Here is a 17,448-nt window from a genome sequence, read left to right as displayed (position 1 = left end):
GCGCCCGTTCACGGCATGAGGTATTGCGCGTCGATTGAGTCTATGCTCGTCGCGCCGCACAGCTGCATGGTCCGGGTCAGTTCCTGACGCAGGATCGAGACGGCGCGCTCCGCACCGAACTGGCCGGCGGCCGCAAGCCCGTAGAGCGTGGCGCGGCCGATCATCACCGCATCCGCACCGAGCGCAAGCGCCTTGAACACGTCGCTGCCGCGACGCACGCCGCCGTCGAGCAGGACATCGGCGCGCCCCGACACGGCCGCCTTGACCGCGGCCAACGCATCCAGCGTGGCGGGTGCGCCGTCAAGCTGGCGGCCGCCGTGATTGGAGACGACGATCGCATCGGCCCCCAGGTCGGCCAGCGCCGCCGCATCCCCGGGATGCACGACGCCCTTCACCACCAGCTTGCGCGGCCACAGGTCCCGGATGCGCTTGAGTCCGTCCCAGCTGAACGAAGGATCGTAGTTCCTGCCGACCGTCGAGGCGACCGTGGAGGAGTCGTGCGAGGGCACGAAATCCTCCATATTCCCGAAGCGGGGGTACCCGCGCCGAAGCGTCGTGTAGACCCACTCGGGGTGCAGCGCGAAGTCGAGAACGTTCCGGCCGGTCAGCCTGAACGGGACCGCGAAGTCGTTCCTGTAGTCGCGCTCCCGGTTGCCGCCGACCGGCAGGTCGACCGTGATGATCAGCGCCTCGTAGTCGGCCGCGTCGGCGCGGCGGATCAGCTTCTCCGTGAAGTCGCACTGCCTGAAGATGTAGGACTGGAACCACAGCGGCCCGTCGATGCGTTCCCGCAGGTCCTCGATCGACACGCTGGACGTCGTCGAAAGCGCGAAGGGGATGTCGGCGTCCGCCGCCGCCCTGGCAAGCGCAAGATCTCCCCTGGGCCAGACGAAGCCCATGCCGCCGGTCGGCCCGATCGCAAACGGCAGGCCGCGCCCGGAGCCCAATATCGTGGACCTCAGATCCGGCTTGGAGACGTCGACCAGGACGCGCGGCATCAGCCGATGCCGGCCGAAGGCGGCCGAGTTGGCCTGCAACGTCACCTCGTCCTCGGCGCCGCCGTCGATGAAATCGAATATGCCTCGCGGCAGCCGCTTTCTCGCCGCCTCGCGCAGGTTCGCGATATTGCGCGCCTTGCTGGCCCTCGAGCGGTGCCAGGGGAATGCGGACGGCGGGGCCGTATTGCCGCTGGAGTCGGGCTTCGCCACGGTATCAGTCATTTCGATCGACTACCTCTGTTCGCGGCAGCGGCGCTACGCTATGCTCCGTCGGTGTTAACGTGAACATTAGGCTCACCGGCGTTCGACCTCAAGGCCCAACACAGGCTGCTGGAAATCAAAAAGCGCTCCCGCGCCAATGGTTTGGCGCAGGCTGGCCGAATGCCCTCGGCGGCGACGCCCCGATGGCCGGCTGGGGCGGCAGGCGGTGTCTCCGCAGGGGCCATCGGCATCGGATTTCCGGATGGGTCAGGCGGACAACGGCCGGACGGACAGGCAGCGGCTGCAAGGAGGCGCCCATGAAACTCTACATGTCGAAGAACTCACCCTACGTGCGCATCGTGCGCGTGGTTCTGCGGGAAAACCCGAAGGTCGCCGATGTGACGGAGCTGGAAATCGACCCGCGGGATCCTGCGACGGGCTTCTGGTCGGTGAACCCGATCGCCCGCATCCCGACACTGGAACTGGACGACGGGACGGTGATCGCGGAGTCCGACCTGATATGCCGACATCTCGACGACATGGCCGGAGGAGCGCTCTACGCGCCGCTGCGCGACAATGCCTCGCGGCTGGCAATTCTCGGCATCGCGCAGGGAATGCTGGATCGCGGCGTCGCGGCCCGCACCGAAAGGATGCGCCCGGGCGGGCCGGACCAGGCGGCGTTCGTGGAGACGCATTTCGCCGCGATCCGGCGCGCTGCGGATGCCCTGGAGTCGATTGCGCCCGCGGCGGTCGATACGCCGGACATCGCCGATATCGCAGTCGCCTGCACGGTGGCGTGGCTGGATTTCCGTCACCCGGAGGTCGACGTGCGGGCGGGCCGGCCGGGCCTGTCGAGATGGTTTTCCGAAATGGACGCCAGGGACTCGATGGCCTCCACCCGTCCAAGCTGAACTAGACTTCCATCCACTCCCTGCGCAGCGCGTGGTCGGCCTCGAGTTCGGCCGGCGTTCCCGAGAAGACGATGCGGCCGTGCCCCATGACGTACAGCCGCTCGGATATCTCCGGGGCGATCGTCAGCTTCTGTTCGACCAGCAGGATCGAGGCGCCGCGCCGGGCAATCTCCAGCAGCAGTTCCTTGACCTTCGCGACCATCAGCGGCGCCAGTCCCTCGGTCGGCTCGTCGACCATGACCAGATCCGGGTCGCCCATCAGCGTCCGGCACATGGCGAGCATCTGCTGCTCGCCGCCGGACAGGAACCCCGCGGCGGTGTCGGCGCGCTCGCGCAGCACGGGAAACAGGTCGTAGGCGTCCTCCGGGCTCCAGCGCCCCTTGCCGCGTCCCGACTTGACGCCGAGCAGCAGGTTGTTGCGGACGCTGAGGCTGGGAAAGATGTCGCGGTTCTCCGGTACGTAGCCGACGCCGCAATGGGCGATCTGGTGCGGCTCCAGGCCGAGCAGTTCCATGTCGCCGAAGCGGATGCTGCCGTCGGCCTGGACGAGGCCCATGATCGCCTTGATCGTCGTCGACCGGCCGGCGCCGTTGCGACCCATCAGGCTGACGATCTGTCCTGCTTCGACGTCGAGGTCGATGCCGTCGATCACGTGGCTCTTGCCGTAGTAGGCGTTCAGGTTGCGAACCTGGAGCATCACGCCACCTCCACGCCGAGATAGGCTTCCTGGACCTGGCGGCTCGACTTGATCTCGTTGGGCGTGCCGGTGGCGATGACCTCGCCGTAGAGCAGGACCGAGACGCGGTCGGCCAGTTCGAAGACCACGCTCATGTCGTGCTCCACCATGACCAGCGTCTTGTTCTCGGTCAGCGCCCGGATCAGATCGACCGCCCGGGCCGTCTCGCTGCGGCTCATGCCCGCGGTCGGTTCGTCGAGGAGAATGACGTCGGCCCCGCCGGCGACAGTCAGGCCGATCTCGAGCGCGCGTTGTTCCGCGTAGGACAGCATCCCGGCCATGACGTCGCGCCGGCCGGTGAGGCCGAGGCGCTCCAGTATCTCGTCGGCGCGTTCGTGGACGTCCTTCAGCCGCGGACACAGCCGCCAGAACGAGTATCGATACCCGAGCGGATAGTAGAGGGCGCAGCGGATGTTCTCGACCACGCTCATGCGGTGGAACAGGGTGGTGATCTGGAAACTGCGGCTGAGGCCGAGGCGGTTGATCCTGTAGGGCGCCATCCCGGTGATGTCGCGGCCGCGCAGTTCGATACGGCCGGAGGTCGGCACGAGATGTCCGCTGATCAGGTGAAACAGCGTCGACTTGCCGGCGCCGTTGGGGCCGATGATGGCGTGCCGCTCTCCGTCCAGGACGTCCAGCGTGGCGCCCTGTATGATCCGGGTCGAGCCGAAGGATTTCTCCACGTCCTGCAGGCTGATTGCGGGGGTGGCGCTCATGCTGCCGCCTCCCCGCCCATGCGGGTCCGCACGTCGGCCCAGGCGCCGCCGACGCTGCGGATCGTTTCCCGCAGAAGGAACGCGCCGACAGCCAGGGCGCCGAGCCCGAACGCCCAGGCCCGCCAGGCGTCGGCGTCGTACTCGATGCCGCCCAGGCTCATGGTCGTCGTCAGCGCGCCCGGCTGCGACAGGTGGTAGCTGGACTCGATCACCACGACGGCCCCGATAAGCAGGATCGCCCCGGTCACGAACGCCAGGGCGTAGGCGGGCAGCAGTCGGTGCATGAGCCGGGCCCGCAGCACCGGTTCGTGGACCGCCAGGATGCCCGACACCCCATTGGGAGCGTACACGACGACGATGATGAAGAAGACGCCCAGGTAGAACATCCAGGCTTCGGTGTAGGCGCTCAGGACGATCGACAGGGCCGTGTAGATGATGGCGCCGAGCACCGGGCCGAGGAAGTACCCGGTCCCGCCGATATAGGCCATCATCAGGACGCTTGCCGAATACTCGATTCCGACGGCCTGCGCGGTGATGATCTCGAAGTTGATCGCAAACAGGCTGCCGGCGATCCCCGCGAAGAACCCGGACAGCGCAAACATCAGGAACCGGACCGTCTGCGGATTGTAGCCGACGAAGGCGACGCGCTGCGGATTGTCGCGCACGGCGTTGGCCATGCGTCCGAGCGGGGTCTGGGTGATCAGATACATCAGCAGGGCCGAGACCAGCATCCAGGCGGCGATGACATAGTAGACGTCGCGTTGCGGCCCCATCGTCAGGTCGAACAGGACAGGCCCGCTCATCCTGTCCCCCGAGATGCCCTCCTCGCCGCCGAAATAGCCGCGGATGATGTTGGAACAGGCCGCCACCAGTTCCGCGAAGCCCAGCGAGATCATCGCGAAGATCGTGCCGGAGCGACGCGTCGAGACCCAGCCGAGAATGATTCCGACGGCAAGCCCCATCAGGCCGCCGACGATCGGCAGGAGCGGAACCGGCAACGGCAGGTCGCCGTCGGTGATGGCGTTGAGGGCGTGAAGGGCGGTGAAGCCGCCGAGGCCGAAATACACCGCATGCCCGAACGACAGCAGGCCGCTCTGGCCGAGCAGCATGTTGTAGGACAGCGCGAAGACGATGCCGATGCCCAGCTGGTTGAGGAGGGTCAGCGCGTAGCGGCTGTCGAACATGTGAGGAAGCAATGCCAGCAGGACGACCGTCCCGAGGACGAGCGCCAGCGGCGCGAAGCGGCTACCGAGGGTCATCGCCGTCGGACCTCCTTGAACGCGACGATCATGAATCACGTGTCCCCAAGAGCCCGCGCGGTCGCAGCACCAGGATCAGGACCATGAGAAGGTAGGGAAGGATCGGGGCGACGTCCGAGATCCGTTTCGACCACAGCTCGTGCAGCGGAACCTCCTGAAGGTTCACGCCGACCGTCGCAAAGACGTCCGTCAGCGACACGTCGATCGCGACCGCGGTCGTCTGGATGACGCCGATGAGGAGCGAGGCGATGAAGGCGCCGGTCAGCGATCCGAGCCCGCCGACGATGATGACGACGAACACGATCGTCCCCAGTGCCCGCGCCATGCCGGGTTCCGTAACGAAGGCGTTGCCGCCGATGACCCCGGCAAGGCCGGCAAGGCCGGTGCCGGCTCCGAACACCAGCATGAAGATGCGCGGCACGTTGTGGCCGAGCGTACCGACGGTTTCCGGATGGGTCAGCGCGGCCTGGATGATCTGGCCCGTCCGCGTCCTGGCAATGATGCCGTAGAGGAACACGAACATGGCGATGGAGACCGCCATCATGAAGATCTTGTAGGCGGAGTAGGACGTGCCGCCGATCTGGAAGAGGGCGAAGTCGAGATCGAGCGGCACGGAATACGGGACCGGGTTCCGTCCCCAGATCAGGACCACCGTTTCCTCGATCAGCAGTGCCAGACCGAAGGTGAACAACAGTTCTGCCACGTGGCCGTGACGGTGCACGGTCCTGAGAAAGTAGCGCTCTACCAATGCGCCGATGCAGCCGACCAGGATCGGCGCGACCACGAGCCCGGGCCAGAACCCGACGATCGTGCTGATCTGATAGGCGAAGTAGGCGCCCAGCATATAGAACGAGGCATGGGCGAAGTTGAGCACGCCCATCATGCTGAAGATGAGCGTCAAGCCGCTCGACATCATGAACAACAGCAATCCGTAGACGATTCCGTTGAACAGGAAGAATATCCAACCTTCCACGACCGCCTCGCAAGTGTCAGTGAAGCGGCGGACCGGCCGTGCGCGGGAAAGTTCGCACGGGCCGGCCGCCAGTTCGGACCGGGCCGGTTCGGACCGGACCTGTTGGGCTCAGGGGCTATTCGGGACGCTGCATCTCGCAGGTCGTCGGAAGCACGGTGTCCTCAAGCGCGAACTCCTGGTCGGTCTTGAAGCCGATGCCGCTGTTTTCGAGGTCGAACTTCTGGCCTTTTGCAAGCGTCGCCAGATACAGCTTCTGCTGCGACTGGTGGTCGTCCTTGCGCATCCAGACCTCGCCGACCGGCGTGTCGATGCGCATGTCCTCCAGCGCGAACGCCACCGCCTTCGGATCGGCGCTTCCCGCCTCGTTGATGGCCTTGGTCAGCATGTCCATCAGCACTCCGACGCGGTAGTAGGCCCAGTCGAACTCCGGATACTGTGCCTTGAATTCGGTGACGATCGCGTCCGTCTCCTCGTTCGGCACGTTGGAATGCCATTCGGAGATCTGCCGGACATGATCCACGCCGGCATCGCCGAGCGCCGAGACGCCACCCAGCAGGCCCGCGTAGAACGTCAGCCATTCGACGTCGAGGCCGGAGTCCTTGCCCGCGTTGACCAGAAGCGACAGGTCGTTGCCCCAGTTGCCGGTGATCACCGCATCGGCGCCGGACTGCTGGATCTTCGCGACATAGGGCGAGAAATCCTTGACCTTGACCAGCGGGTGGAGGTCGTTGCCCACGATCTCGATGTCGGGCCGCTTCTCGGCGATCATCTTCTCCGCCGCCGCGGCGACCGCGTGCCCGAAGGAGTAGTCCTGGTTGATCAGGTAGATCTTCTTGATCTCCGGACGGTCGACCAGGTAGTCGGTCATCGCCGCGATCTTCATGTCGACATGGGCGTCGAAGCGGAAATGCCAGAAGCTGCATTTCTCGTTGGTCAGCGCCGGATCGATGGCCGCATAGTTGAGGAACAGAAGCTCCTCTCCCGGATTGCGCTGGTTGTACTTGTTGATCGCGTCGACCAGCGCATGGGCCACCGACGACCCGTTGCCCTGGACCACGTAGCGGATCCCCTGATCGATTGCGCTCTGCAGGACGGTGAGGCTTTCCGCGGCGTTGATCTTGTTGTCGAAAGGGACGATCTCGTAGGTGAGCCCGTCCGGCAGGGCGTTTTCGGCATTCAGTTGCTCGGCCATGAACCGGAAGTGGGCAAGGCCCGCATTGCCGATATTGGCGAAGCCGCCGCTCAGCGGGTCGATATAGGCGATCTTGACCGGTTCCGCGGAAGCCATTCCCGGCACGAGCGCCGACGCGACGGCCGCCAGAGCAGTTCCGAATATCGCATTGCGCAAGGTTCGTCTCATTCTGATTTCCTCCGTTTGTTACGTCTGTTGGCGGGTGTTCTTGCGTTCTTGTGCTTCTTGTTGGCTGGCTCCAGGCTTCTCCTGCCTGCTCGGGCCTAGCGGCCGCCGGGCTTTACCGACGCGACAACCGCGTCGATCGGCTGCTCGTCATCCAGGCCCGCTAGGTCAAATCCGCGTTTGAAATCGGTGAAGTGCTTGCGCATCCAGCGTTCGGCGGCATCACCGTCGCGGGCGCAGAGGGCGTCGAACACCCCCGCATGCGCCTCCAGCAACCGGCCGGGCGCCTGCGGCAAGGCGTCGACAATGGCGCTCATGGCGGAGCGGCACAGCAGGATGGTCGGCTCCTGCGTCAGCAGCATCGCTTCGTTCCCGGTCGCTCGCGCCACGAGGATGTGAAACTCGATATCCTCGTCGACCAGGCTCCTGCCGCTGTCGATCGCCTGCCGGGTCTGCCTGACATTCCGGTCGACGCCGGCCAGGTCTTCCTCGCCGATGCGTTCGGCCGCCATGCGGGCGATGGCGGGTTCGAGGGTCATCGAGATTTCCCATAGCTCGCGGAAGGAGACGCGGCGCAGGATCAGGGCCCGCTGCTCGCGTGAGCCCAGTTCATCGTAGCGAGGCAGCGCGACGAAGAGCCGCCGTCCCGCCTTGCGCTTGACCAGCCCGCGCTGCTCGAGCAGGCGGATGCCCTCCCGCACCGTCGAGCGATTGACCCCGAAGTCCTCGGCCATCTGGGTTTCTGTCGGCAGCTTGTCGCCGAACTGCAACTGGCCGTCCATGATGCGCTGTTCGATGGCGTTGGAAACCACCCGGTAGGCCGGCAGGATATCGAGCTTGTCGAAAATGCGCTTCGCGGGATGACGGTCCGTCTGGAGCATCATCGGCAGCGCCCGCCGCAACCGGCACAGGCCCGTCGGTCGCGGTCAATTCGCGGCGTCCATCGCCACATCCCTCCCAAACCCCTTCTTTCCTGCGAAGACATGCGATCACCAGCACGCGCATCCGCAAGGCAGGTCTTATTGGTTTTCCCGACAAACCATATTACGTCGCCCGGTAGAGTCAATTTCTAAATCCCGGCGTTTCAATTCAACAGGTTACCGAGTTCTTCGGGAGGGATTTCCACACTTCTTCCGTCTTGCCCGTTTGTCCGACAAACGCATCTTCCATCTACTGCGCGCCCTTGAACTCGAGCGGGACGAAGCATTCGACACGTCCGTGCCCCTGCGGGCGCGCGAAGCCCTCCCTCGGCACAGCGGAATGCGGATCGAGGGATCCGGGCGGCCACGTCGACGGCCGCCTTGCAAGCCGCCATCCGAGCGGGGATCATGACGCGACATCGCCGGCACAGGGCCCGGTCCCAAGACAACAAGGCGACGGCAGGATCAGGAGGAGCACGCCCTTGACGATCGACGCATCCCGTCTGCTCCGCGCGGCGCCAGCGACAAACGCCTTCCGACCTCAACATTCGCGTGGCGCGGCGAAGGTCGGGCCGTGACGGCCGGCCCGTTCACGTTTTCAGCCGACCGGCTCGCCCTGCCCCGCGGCGCATGGGCAAGCGGGGAGCGTCAGGTCCTGCGGCATCGGGGCCGGCCCGTGCTGGCCCTGAGCCAGGGACGGCAGCGCGCTTACGTGTATCCCCTCTACACGCCGCTCGGCTTCCCCGTCACTTCGGAAGCGCCGGCCGACCATCCGCATCACAACTCGCTCTGGATCGCCTCGGATCACGTCACCTGCATGATGCCGGCCGCCGACGGCCTGCTCGAGGAATACACCTACGGCTTCTACGTCAACGAGACGTTCCAGGGTCGCGCGCCCGGGCGCATCCTCATGACCGCCGCCCGAGGCGAACCCACCGGACGCTCCGGCTACCGGCTGACGCAGTCGCTGGAGTGGCGCGGCCCCCCGGAGTGGGCGGCACCGGAGGGACGCGTCGCGGCGACCGAGACCCGACTCCTCGACGTCTCGGTCGAAACCGACACAATGGTGGTCGACGTCACCTCCCGCCTCGCAGCCGCCGACTGGGACGTCCGGTTGGGTCCGACCCGGCATTCATATTTCAATCTGCGCGTCGCCGAATCGATCGCCGTCACGTCCGGTGGCCGCCTGAGCGACGATCGCGGGCGCGACGGCGGCGGCGCGATCACCGGCAGCAACGCTGCCTGGGTCGACTATTCGGGGCCCGTGGGCGGCGGCCATGTCGCCGGGGTCAGCGTCTGCCCGCATCCGGCCGACCATGCCGACCTGGCCTGGTTCGTCACCGACTGGGGCGTGGTGACCGTCGGGCCGTTCCGCAACGAGCGCCGTGAAATCCGGCGCGGCGAAACGACGACGCTCCGCTACCGCGTACTCGTCCATGACGGGGATGCGGACACGGCCCGGGTCGCGGACCGCCTGTCCGGCTACCTGGCGAAGGGCGGCAGGTGATCCGTCAGATACTCACGACGGTTCCGCGATCACCGGATTGCGCAACTTGCCGATACCCTCGACCTCGATCTCGACGGTGTCTCCGGGCTTCAGGAAGATCGGAGGCTTGCGGACGAACCCGACGCCTTCCGGGGTCCCCGTCGAGATGACATCACCGGGCGACAGCGGCGTGAAAGCGGAAATGTAGGAAATGATCTCCGGGATGTCGAAGATGAGATCGGAGGTGTTGCCGTTCTGAAGCTCCTGCCCGTTGATGAGGGTGCGCAGCTGCAGCCTGCCGGGATCGGGGATGGCGTCGGCGGTCACCAGCCAGGGGCCGAAACCGCCGGTCGCGTGGAAGTTCTTTCCGGCGGCGAGCGAGTGCTTCATCTGGTAGTCCCGCACCGAGCCGTCGTTGAAGCAGGCGTAGCCGGCAACGTGGGCCAACGCATCCTCGCGGGCGATGTGACGCCCGCCCTTCCCGATGACGAGGGCGAGCTCGCACTCGTAGTCCAGCTCCGATGATACGCTCGGGACGACCATCGGCTCGTCGTGCGCGACGAGCGTGTCGGTGACCCGGACGAACAGCGTGGGATACTCCGGCATCGGCGCCCCGCTCTCGGCCAGGTGCTTGCCGTAGTTGAGGCCGATGCAGATGATCTTGCCGGGGTCCGGAACCGGCGGCAGCAATCGAACGTCGTCGAGCGGGAAATCCGCGCCTCGGTCTCCGGCGGCGGCGGCGATGTCCGCAAGGCCGCCGGCTTCCAGCGCGGCCCGCAGGCTTGGAAACGTCCCCGTCATGTCGACGACGCCGTCGTCGCCGAGCACGCCCCATCCGTTCGCCGTCCCGCGCGAATAACTGATCAGTTTCATGGCCCCTGCGTCTCCCCTTGTGTTGTATGCCGGCACAGCCTTACGGCAGGAACGCCCGGTGCGACAAGACCGGCGCGCGACCCGGTTCACCCGCATATGGCAGTGTCTCGGCGTCGACCGTGCTGCTCACGCGCCGAGCGCGATCGCGGCCGCGCGATCTGCGTCTCCGTTGTCTCCTGTATCCGGAAGTCAACCGGTGTCGGCGTGGCTGGAGGAGACGGACGCTGAGTGACCAGCAGGAGAGCGGGGGAACTTCTTCCGTCGTTTCCCGTTGAGATCCAATGTCGGACGCGTTTGGCCACGTGACCCAGCACATGGCTTTGCACATCGTGACGATGAATGTCGCCGCGCCGCTTGCCGCGCTTTTCCTTCGCAATATCCAGATCAGACCTTTGGACATGCTCGCCGGCTGGCTCGCCCCTGCCGCAGTCTTCCAGTTGGCGCTGCTGTGGCTCATGCATGTTCCCGCAGTGTTTGAACAGATTTCCCGTTCACCGGCGATCTCCGCCACCACGCATGTCGCCCTGCTGGCGAGCGCCTTCGTCTTCTGGCGAGAAGTGATCCGCCTGGCTCCGACCTCTCCGTGGCGGCCGATCGGAGCGCTGCTGATCACCGGCAAGATCGTCTGCCTGCTCGGGGTGCTGCTGTTGTTCGCCGGACGGCCGCTCTACGCCCTGCCCCATGCTCAGGGTCCGGAGCTCTCCGGTCTCGCCGACCAGCAGCTCGCCGGGCTGCTCATGCTGATCGGCTGCCCCCTGACTTACGTTTTCGGCGCGACGATTGTAGCGTCCCGATGGCTGCTGCGCATGGACCGCCCTGACCTGGCGCCGCGCACCGGCACCGGGGCGGCCTGAGCGATGCCGCATTTGCGACAGCTCCGTTTGGCGCGTGGCGCGGTCTGGCTTGCGATCTTCGTCTCGTTCGGCGTCCTCGCCGGGGTCGTTTTCATTGCAAGCGGGGCCTACAACGTTGCCGCGAACGAGCGACACTTCAACATAACGGAATCTCTCATCACCTTCGCCCTCGACCGGTCCGTCTCCGTGCGGGGCGAGCGGCGCTCGGTTCCAGATCTCGATGACCCTGGCCTGGTGCGGCTTGGCGCTTTGCACTTCGAGAACGGCTGCGCCGCCTGTCACGGCCGGCCCGGCAGGCCGGCATCGCCCATCGTGCAGGGGATGTATCCCTCTCCGCCACCGCTCGATGGTGCGGCCCGGGAGTGGAGCGTTCCGGAACTGGGCTGGATCGTCCACAACGGATTGAAGATGACCGGGATGCCGGCCTGGCCGGGAAAGGGTCGCGAAGACGAAGTCTGGCCGGTGGTCGCCTTCATCATGGCGATCCCGGAAATCGATGCGGCGGAATATGACACGCTCACAGGCCCCGTCGCGCACGGGAAATCACTGCCGATACGAGACCCGGAAACCATGGCGGAGTTCTGCGAGGCCTGTCACGGCAGCGCGGAGTCCCCGCCCGCGAGCGCGCTTGCGCCGCCGCTGACGAACCAATCGCCCGAATACCTCTACCGCTCGCTCGAGGAGTATCGGGCCGGCCTGCGCCAGAGCGGCATGATGGAGCCCATCGCGGCGGAACTGTCGGACGACCAGATGCGCGCGCTCGCCATGCGTCTCGGCGGCCCGCCTGGCGCGGTGAAGCCACCGCCTATCCCCGCGGGTCGGCTTTCGCCTGGCGCCGAGCTTGCCTGGCGCGGCGATCCGGCCCGCGACTTGCCGTCCTGCTTCGGCTGCCACGGCGAGCGCGCCGGACCGGACTTCCCGCGCCTGCAAGGTCTTTCAGGGCGCTACGTGGCAAACCAGCTGGAGCTGTTCCGCAACGGTGTCCGTGGCCTCTCGGCACAGGGGCGGGTCATGGCGCATGTCGCCGGGCGCCTGTCGGACGACGATATGGAGGCGGTTGCCGAGTATATCGGCAGACTTAATCGCCAGGAGGACCTGGCGGCTGCATCGGCGAGGGCGCAATGACTCCGAGGCGCGTTGGACAGGTCTTCGCACTTGCCGTGGCGCTCCCGGGCTGCAGCGGCGTCCAGTCGGCGCTGTCGCCCTCGGGTCGCGAGGCGCTCGATATCGATCCGCTGTTCTGGACGGTGACCGCCATCGCCGCGGCGGTCACATTGCTGGTCACCGTCCTCGTCGGACTTGCCATCTATGGGCCGAGGAGCTGGCGCGAGAGGCTCAGCGGCGACTGGATCATCGTCGGCGGCGGCATCGTGTTCCCCGTCGTCGTACTGACCCTACTGCTCGTCTACGGCTTCGTCGTCATGCAGGCGGGCGCAACGCGCGCGGCACTCGCGGAAGGCCCGGGCACGACCATCGTCGGCAAGCGCTGGTGGTGGAAAGTCGTCTACGAGACACCCGATGGCCGCGAAATCGTCAGCGCCAACGAACTGCGCATCCCGGTCGGTCGCGCCACGCCGTTGCGGCTGATAACGACCGACGTCATACACAGCTTCTGGGCGCCGAGGCTCGCGGGCAAGCTCGACATGATTCCCGGCCGCACCAACGTGCTCACCGTAGAACCGACTGAGGCCGGCATCTCCCGCGGCCAGTGTGCCGAATACTGCGGCGGCGCGCATGCGCTGATGTCGTTCTTCGTGATCGCCATGCCGGCGGAGGAGTACGACGCCTGGCTCGAGGCCGAGGCGCAGCCAGCGCGCGAGCCGCGGGATGAGTCGCTTGCCGCCGGACTCGATCTCTTCCTCTCCAACGGATGCGGGGCCTGCCACACGATACGCGGAACGCCGGCGGCAGGCGTCGTGGGTCCCGACCTCACCCACCTCGGCAGCCGGCATTCGCTTGCCGCGGCCACGTTGCCGAACAATGCCGAGGCGATCGCCAACTGGATTGCGGACAACCAGCACATCAAGCCCGCGAATCTGATGCCGGAATACGACTATCTGGGCGCGGACGAGTTGGCTTCGATCTCCTCCTATCTCGCGAGCCTGGAGTAGGCCATGGTCGACTTTGCCGGTCTCGGCCTCTTCTCGAATCTCGGCCTGTTTGCCGTTGCCGCTGTCGTCGTCTGGTTCGCCGGCACTAGGCTCGCGGAATATGCCCACCAGATCAGCAAGGTCACCGGCCTCGGACAGGCCATCGTCGGCATTGTCGTGCTGGCCGGCGTGACTTCGCTTCCCGAGATCGCAGTCACCGCGACCGCATCCCTTGCCGGCGACTCAGTCCTGGCGGTCAACAACATCTTCGGCTCGATTGCGATGCAGGTGGCGCTGCTGGCGATCGTCGATGCCGTTGTCGGCCGCGATGCGCTGACCTCGGTCGTGCCCGACCCGATCGTGATGCTGGAGGGCAACCTCAACATGATCCTCATCACCTTCGCGGCGATGGCGATGACGGTCGGAGACATCGCGTTCCTGGGCGCCGGATTGTGGTCGTGGAGTTGTCTTGCGGGCTATCTCGGATGCGTCTGGATCCTCTCCCGGTCCGACGGCCACCGGTCGTGGCTCGCCGCCTATGACGGCAAAGTAGACAGCCGGCTTATCCGGCAGCAGATGGAGCGGGAGGACAGCGCCGCCGATCCAGCAAGCAACCTCATGCTGGCCGTCAAGACGGCGGGTGTCGCCGCCGCCATCCTGGTTGCCGGCTTCGTACTCGCGCGCACCGGCGGCGCCATCGCCGAGAAGAGCGGCCTCGGCCAGAGCCTGGTCGGGTTCGTGCTCGTCGCTCTTGCCACGTCGCTGCCGGAGCTGAGCGCGGCCATCGGCGCGGCGCGGCAGCGCCTCTACGCCATGGCGATCTCGGATATTCTCGGCACCAACCTGATCAATGTCGGGCTGGTCTTCCTCGCCGACATTCTCGATTCCGGGGAGCCGATCTTCAACCGCGTCGACCGCTTCGCCGCCGCCGGCGCGCTGCTGTGCGTCATGCTGACGGGTGTCTTCATGGCAGGGCTGAGCGAGCGTCGCGACAAGGCATGGATGCGCATGGGCTACGATTCGATCATCGTCGCCGTGCTCTATGTGGCGGGCATCGCGCTGCTCTATACGATGAGGCCCGTTTGATGACCAGCTTGCCTGCAAGCCCCCGGAAATCCACCGATGTCGATGCGCGCGACCTGCCGAATCCCGGCCGTCGTCCGGCAGGTGAAGAGGCCGAGCTGAAGCGCATCTGGGCAACGCCTCGCGGCTTCCGGATCGTCACTGCGGTGAACAACACCGTCATCGGCGTGCTCTACCTGGGCGTGGCTTTCCTGTTCTTTCTGATGGCCGGCGTGTTGGCGCTGATCATGCGCACGCAGCTCGCAGTGCCGCAGAACGACCTCGTCAGCCAGGGCTTCTACAACCAGCTCTTCACCATGCACGGCACCACGATGATGTTCCTCTTCGCCGTGCCGGCGGTCGAGGCGCTGGGCGTCATGCTGTTGCCGCAGATGCTCGCCGCACGCGACCTGCCCTTCCCCCGGCTCAGCGCCTTCGCGATCTGGGCGTACGTCGTGGGCGGCCTCGTCTTCTTTTCGACCATCCTCTACGACCTCGCCCCCGACGGCGGGTGGTTCATGTACACGCCGCTGACGCTGATGCAGTTCTCGCCCGGGGACAATGCCGACTTCTGGCTGCTCGGCATAGGCTTCATCGAGATTTCCGCGATCGCAGGCGCCGTGGAAATCGTCGTCGGAGTCCTGAAGACCCGTCCCCCCGGCATGTCGCTCATGAAGATGCCGCTCTTCGCCTGGGCGATGCTGATATTCGCGGCAATGATCATGTTCGCGTTCCCGGCGGTGATCCTCGCCACCATGTTGCTGGAGATCGAACGGGCCTTCGGCTGGCCGTTCTTCACGGCGGCATCCGGCGGGGACCCGCTGTTGTGGCAGCACCTGTTCTGGTTCTTCGGACATCCGGAGGTCTACATCATCTTCCTACCGGCGGCCGGCCTCGTCTCGATGATGGTGCCAACCTTCGCGCAACGGCCCCTGATCGGCTACCGGCTGATCGTCATCGCCCTGATCGGGACCGGCTTCTTCTCGTTCGGCCTCTGGGTCCACCACATGTTCACGACGGGCATTCCGTCACTGAGCCTTGCCTTCTTTTCGGCGGCGAGCATGGCGGTAGCCGTCCCCTCCGGCATCCAGGTGTTTTCGTGGATTGCCACGATCGCCTCGAGCAAGGGCCGATTCCGGATCAATACGCCGTCACTGTTTATCCTCGGCTTCCTCTTCATATTCACGCTCGGCGGCCTGACCGGCATCATGGTCGCGCTCGTGCCGGTGGATTTTCAGGTCCACGACAGCTACTTCGTCGTCGCCCACATGCACTACGTGCTGATCGGCGGCATGGTCTTCCCGCTGTTCGCCACGTTCTACTACTGGTTCCCGATGGTGAGCCGCAAACAGCTCTCCGAGCGCCTCGGCAAGTGGGTATTCGGGCTGATGTTCGTCGGCTTCAACGTCGCCTTCTTCCCCCTGCACATCGCCGGCCTGCGCGGCATGCCGCGGCGCATCTGGACCTATCCGGGCGAGATTGGCTGGGATTGGCTCAACATGGTCTCCACCGCCGGGGCCTATATTCTGGCGGCCGGCGTCCTGATCTTCGTCATCGATCTGGTTCGATCGTTTCGCCCCGGCGAAGGCGACGTGGCAAATCCCTGGAACGCCGGAACCCTCGAATGGCTGCCGAACGACGTCTATTCCACGCGCAGCATCCCGCACGTGACGAGCCGCGAGCCGCTCTGGGACACACCGGATATGCCCGAGGACGTGCGAAACGGTCACTACTATCTCCCGAATGCCCCGACCGGTGGGCGTGAGACCCTCGTGACTTCACCCGTTGAAGCAAGGCCGGAATACATCATCCGCATGCCAGGCGCCGGATGGGCGCCGGTGATCGCCGCGGTCGGAACTGCGTCGCTGTTCCTGCTGCTGACGATCAAGCTGGTCATCCCCGCGCTCATCGGCGGAGCCATCGCCATCGCCGCCATGCTCCATTGGGTCTGGGGACTCGACCACGGCCCGGGCAACGGACCCCGGGGAGACAAGGTCGACATCGGCGGCGGCATATCCCTGCCCACCTACATGACCGGGCCGACCTCACATTCCTGGTGGGCGATGATCGTTCTGCTGCTCGTCGCCGGCTCGCTCTACCTGTCCTATGTCTTCTCCTACCTCTATCTGTGGGTGGTTTCGCCCGACGTGTGGGCGCCGACCGGATCGCCGGAACTGCCCGCCCTGCCCTACCCGCTCGTCTCCGCCTCGATGGCTGTCTGCGGATCGGCGGTCATGTGGTTGGCAGCGCGGAACCTGCCGCCGGCCGGATCCCGCAATATCGCCGGGCCGGTTCTCGCGGGATCGGGCGCTCTGCTGCTGCTCGGCGCCGTCGGCACCGAGTTGTTCGGCCACTATCGGAGCGGGTTGGAGCCGACGCAGAATTCCTACTCGGCCATGGTCTACATGCAGACCGTCATCAACGGACAGGTGGCCGCGGCCGTCGCCGTCATGGCGGGCTTCGTCGTTGCGCGGCTCGCGGCCGGCAGGCTGGATGCGGTGCGGCGTGTCAGCTTCGACAACTGCGCCATACTCTATCACTATGCCGTGGGCCAGGTTCTCTTCGGTCTCGTCCTGATTCACGGGTTTCCGAGGGTGGCCCAATGAACACCGGACGTCCCGAACGTCTCACCGCGTCGGGCGTCGGCGCGCTGGTGTTGATCTCGGCCGGCCCGCTGATCTGGGTCGCGCAGTTCGCTGTCGCGTACGCGGTCACGACGTTTGCCTGTGCGGTTCTGCTGGCGCCGTGGTGGGCGGATTTCGCCGTCGCCGCCGCGACGACCGCGGCAGCGGCCATGCTGGCGGTCCATTTGCTGCTGGCGGCGCGGATCGCGCCGCTGCTCGGCGTGCCGACTGAAACTGCAGTAAAGACAGGTTTGGTCCGGACAGCCCGCCTCGCCACCCTGATTGCGATGGTTGCCGTGTTGTGGACCGGAAGCAGCATCGTGTTCGTCGCTGCGTGTACGCAGGGCCGCTAGCACGGACGGCGCACTCTGTCGCTGCGCCACCGCCC

General features: G+C 66.0%; 16 protein-coding genes. 8 read left to right on the top strand and 8 right to left on the bottom strand.

Going from position 1 to position 17,448, the window contains the following annotated elements:
- Positions 1-8: 8 nt before the first annotated feature.
- Complete coding sequence (locus V3328_RS03295; RefSeq protein WP_340328210.1) at positions 9-1,220, bottom strand: alpha-hydroxy acid oxidase; 1,212 nt, start codon at positions 1,218-1,220, stop codon at positions 9-11.
- A gap of 296 nt (positions 1,221-1,516) precedes the next feature.
- Here V3328_RS03295 and V3328_RS03290 point away from each other — a divergent pair, with 296 nt between their 5' ends.
- Positions 1,517-2,110 carry a glutathione S-transferase family protein gene (locus V3328_RS03290; protein WP_340328209.1) on the top strand — a complete coding sequence of 198 codons (594 nt, stop codon included), beginning with the start codon at positions 1,517-1,519 and terminating at the stop codon, positions 2,108-2,110.
- Position 2,111: 1 nt separating this feature from the next.
- Here the strand turns inward: V3328_RS03290 and V3328_RS03285 are convergent, their stop codons facing one another.
- The 6 genes from V3328_RS03285 to V3328_RS03260 all read right to left on the bottom strand — a co-directional run bounded on the left by V3328_RS03285 (position 2,112) and on the right by V3328_RS03260 (position 8,053).
- Positions 2,112-2,807: an ABC transporter ATP-binding protein gene (locus V3328_RS03285; protein WP_340328208.1), complete on the bottom strand. Its 696-nt coding sequence runs from the start codon at positions 2,805-2,807 to the stop codon at positions 2,112-2,114.
- Positions 2,807-3,562 (bottom strand): ABC transporter ATP-binding protein, encoded by a 756-nt coding sequence (locus V3328_RS03280; RefSeq protein WP_340328207.1) that lies wholly within the window; start codon positions 3,560-3,562, stop codon positions 2,807-2,809. Before V3328_RS03280 ends, V3328_RS03285 begins: the two co-directional genes overlap by 1 nt.
- Positions 3,559-4,821 carry a branched-chain amino acid ABC transporter permease gene (locus V3328_RS03275; protein ID WP_340328206.1) on the bottom strand — a complete coding sequence of 421 codons (1,263 nt, stop codon included), beginning with the start codon at positions 4,819-4,821 and terminating at the stop codon, positions 3,559-3,561. The genes V3328_RS03280 and V3328_RS03275 overlap by 4 nt, the downstream gene beginning before the upstream one ends.
- Positions 4,822-4,849: 28 nt before the next feature.
- A complete protein-coding gene (locus V3328_RS03270; RefSeq protein WP_378759246.1) occupies positions 4,850-5,737 on the bottom strand; it encodes a branched-chain amino acid ABC transporter permease in 888 nt (295 codons plus the stop codon).
- A gap of 172 nt (positions 5,738-5,909) precedes the next feature.
- Entirely contained in the window at positions 5,910-7,154 is a 1,245-nt protein-coding gene (locus tag V3328_RS03265; RefSeq protein WP_340328204.1) for a branched-chain amino acid ABC transporter substrate-binding protein, read from the bottom strand.
- Positions 7,155-7,249: 95 nt separating this feature from the next.
- Positions 7,250-8,053 carry a FadR/GntR family transcriptional regulator gene (locus V3328_RS03260; RefSeq protein ID WP_340328203.1) on the bottom strand — a complete coding sequence of 268 codons (804 nt, stop codon included), beginning with the start codon at positions 8,051-8,053 and terminating at the stop codon, positions 7,250-7,252.
- A gap of 592 nt (positions 8,054-8,645) precedes the next feature.
- Here V3328_RS03260 and V3328_RS03255 point away from each other — a divergent pair.
- Positions 8,646-9,578 (top strand): DUF6807 family protein, encoded by a 933-nt coding sequence (locus V3328_RS03255; protein ID WP_340328202.1) that lies wholly within the window; start codon positions 8,646-8,648, stop codon positions 9,576-9,578.
- Between the two features lie 12 nt (positions 9,579-9,590).
- On the opposite strand, the gene V3328_RS03250 is transcribed toward V3328_RS03255, so the two are convergent.
- Positions 9,591-10,430 (bottom strand): fumarylacetoacetate hydrolase family protein, encoded by an 840-nt coding sequence (locus V3328_RS03250; RefSeq protein ID WP_340328201.1) that lies wholly within the window; start codon positions 10,428-10,430, stop codon positions 9,591-9,593.
- A gap of 281 nt (positions 10,431-10,711) precedes the next feature.
- Here V3328_RS03250 and V3328_RS03245 point away from each other — a divergent pair, with 281 nt between their 5' ends.
- The 6 genes from V3328_RS03245 to V3328_RS03220 are packed head-to-tail and all read left to right on the top strand — an operon-like array spanning position 10,712 to position 17,413.
- Positions 10,712-11,284 carry a cytochrome c oxidase assembly protein gene (locus V3328_RS03245; RefSeq protein WP_340328200.1) on the top strand — a complete coding sequence of 191 codons (573 nt, stop codon included), beginning with the start codon at positions 10,712-10,714 and terminating at the stop codon, positions 11,282-11,284.
- A gap of 3 nt (positions 11,285-11,287) precedes the next feature.
- On the top strand, positions 11,288-12,409 hold the full coding sequence (locus V3328_RS03240; protein ID WP_340328199.1) for a c-type cytochrome: 1,122 nt from the start codon (positions 11,288-11,290) through the stop codon (positions 12,407-12,409).
- Positions 12,406-13,395, top strand: a complete 990-nt coding sequence (locus V3328_RS03235) for a cytochrome c oxidase subunit II (RefSeq protein WP_340328198.1) — start codon at positions 12,406-12,408, stop codon at positions 13,393-13,395. The genes V3328_RS03240 and V3328_RS03235 overlap by 4 nt, the downstream gene beginning before the upstream one ends.
- A 3-nt stretch (positions 13,396-13,398) precedes the next feature.
- Positions 13,399-14,460: a sodium:calcium antiporter gene (locus V3328_RS03230; protein WP_340328197.1), complete on the top strand. Its 1,062-nt coding sequence runs from the start codon at positions 13,399-13,401 to the stop codon at positions 14,458-14,460.
- Positions 14,460-17,042 (top strand): cytochrome c oxidase subunit I, encoded by a 2,583-nt coding sequence (gene ctaD, locus V3328_RS03225; RefSeq protein WP_340328196.1) that lies wholly within the window; start codon positions 14,460-14,462, stop codon positions 17,040-17,042. Before V3328_RS03230 ends, ctaD begins: the two co-directional genes overlap by 1 nt.
- Entirely contained in the window at positions 17,039-17,413 is a 375-nt protein-coding gene (locus V3328_RS03220; RefSeq protein ID WP_340328195.1) for a hypothetical protein, read from the top strand. The genes ctaD and V3328_RS03220 overlap by 4 nt, the downstream gene beginning before the upstream one ends.
- Positions 17,414-17,448 lie beyond the last annotated feature (35 nt).

Origin of the sequence: Microbaculum marinum (assembly GCF_037855135.1) — a bacterium.
In the GTDB taxonomy this organism is placed as follows: Bacteria; Pseudomonadota; Alphaproteobacteria; order Rhizobiales; family Tepidamorphaceae; genus Microbaculum; species Microbaculum marinum.
This window is presented reverse-complemented; position numbering and strand designations above follow the sequence as displayed.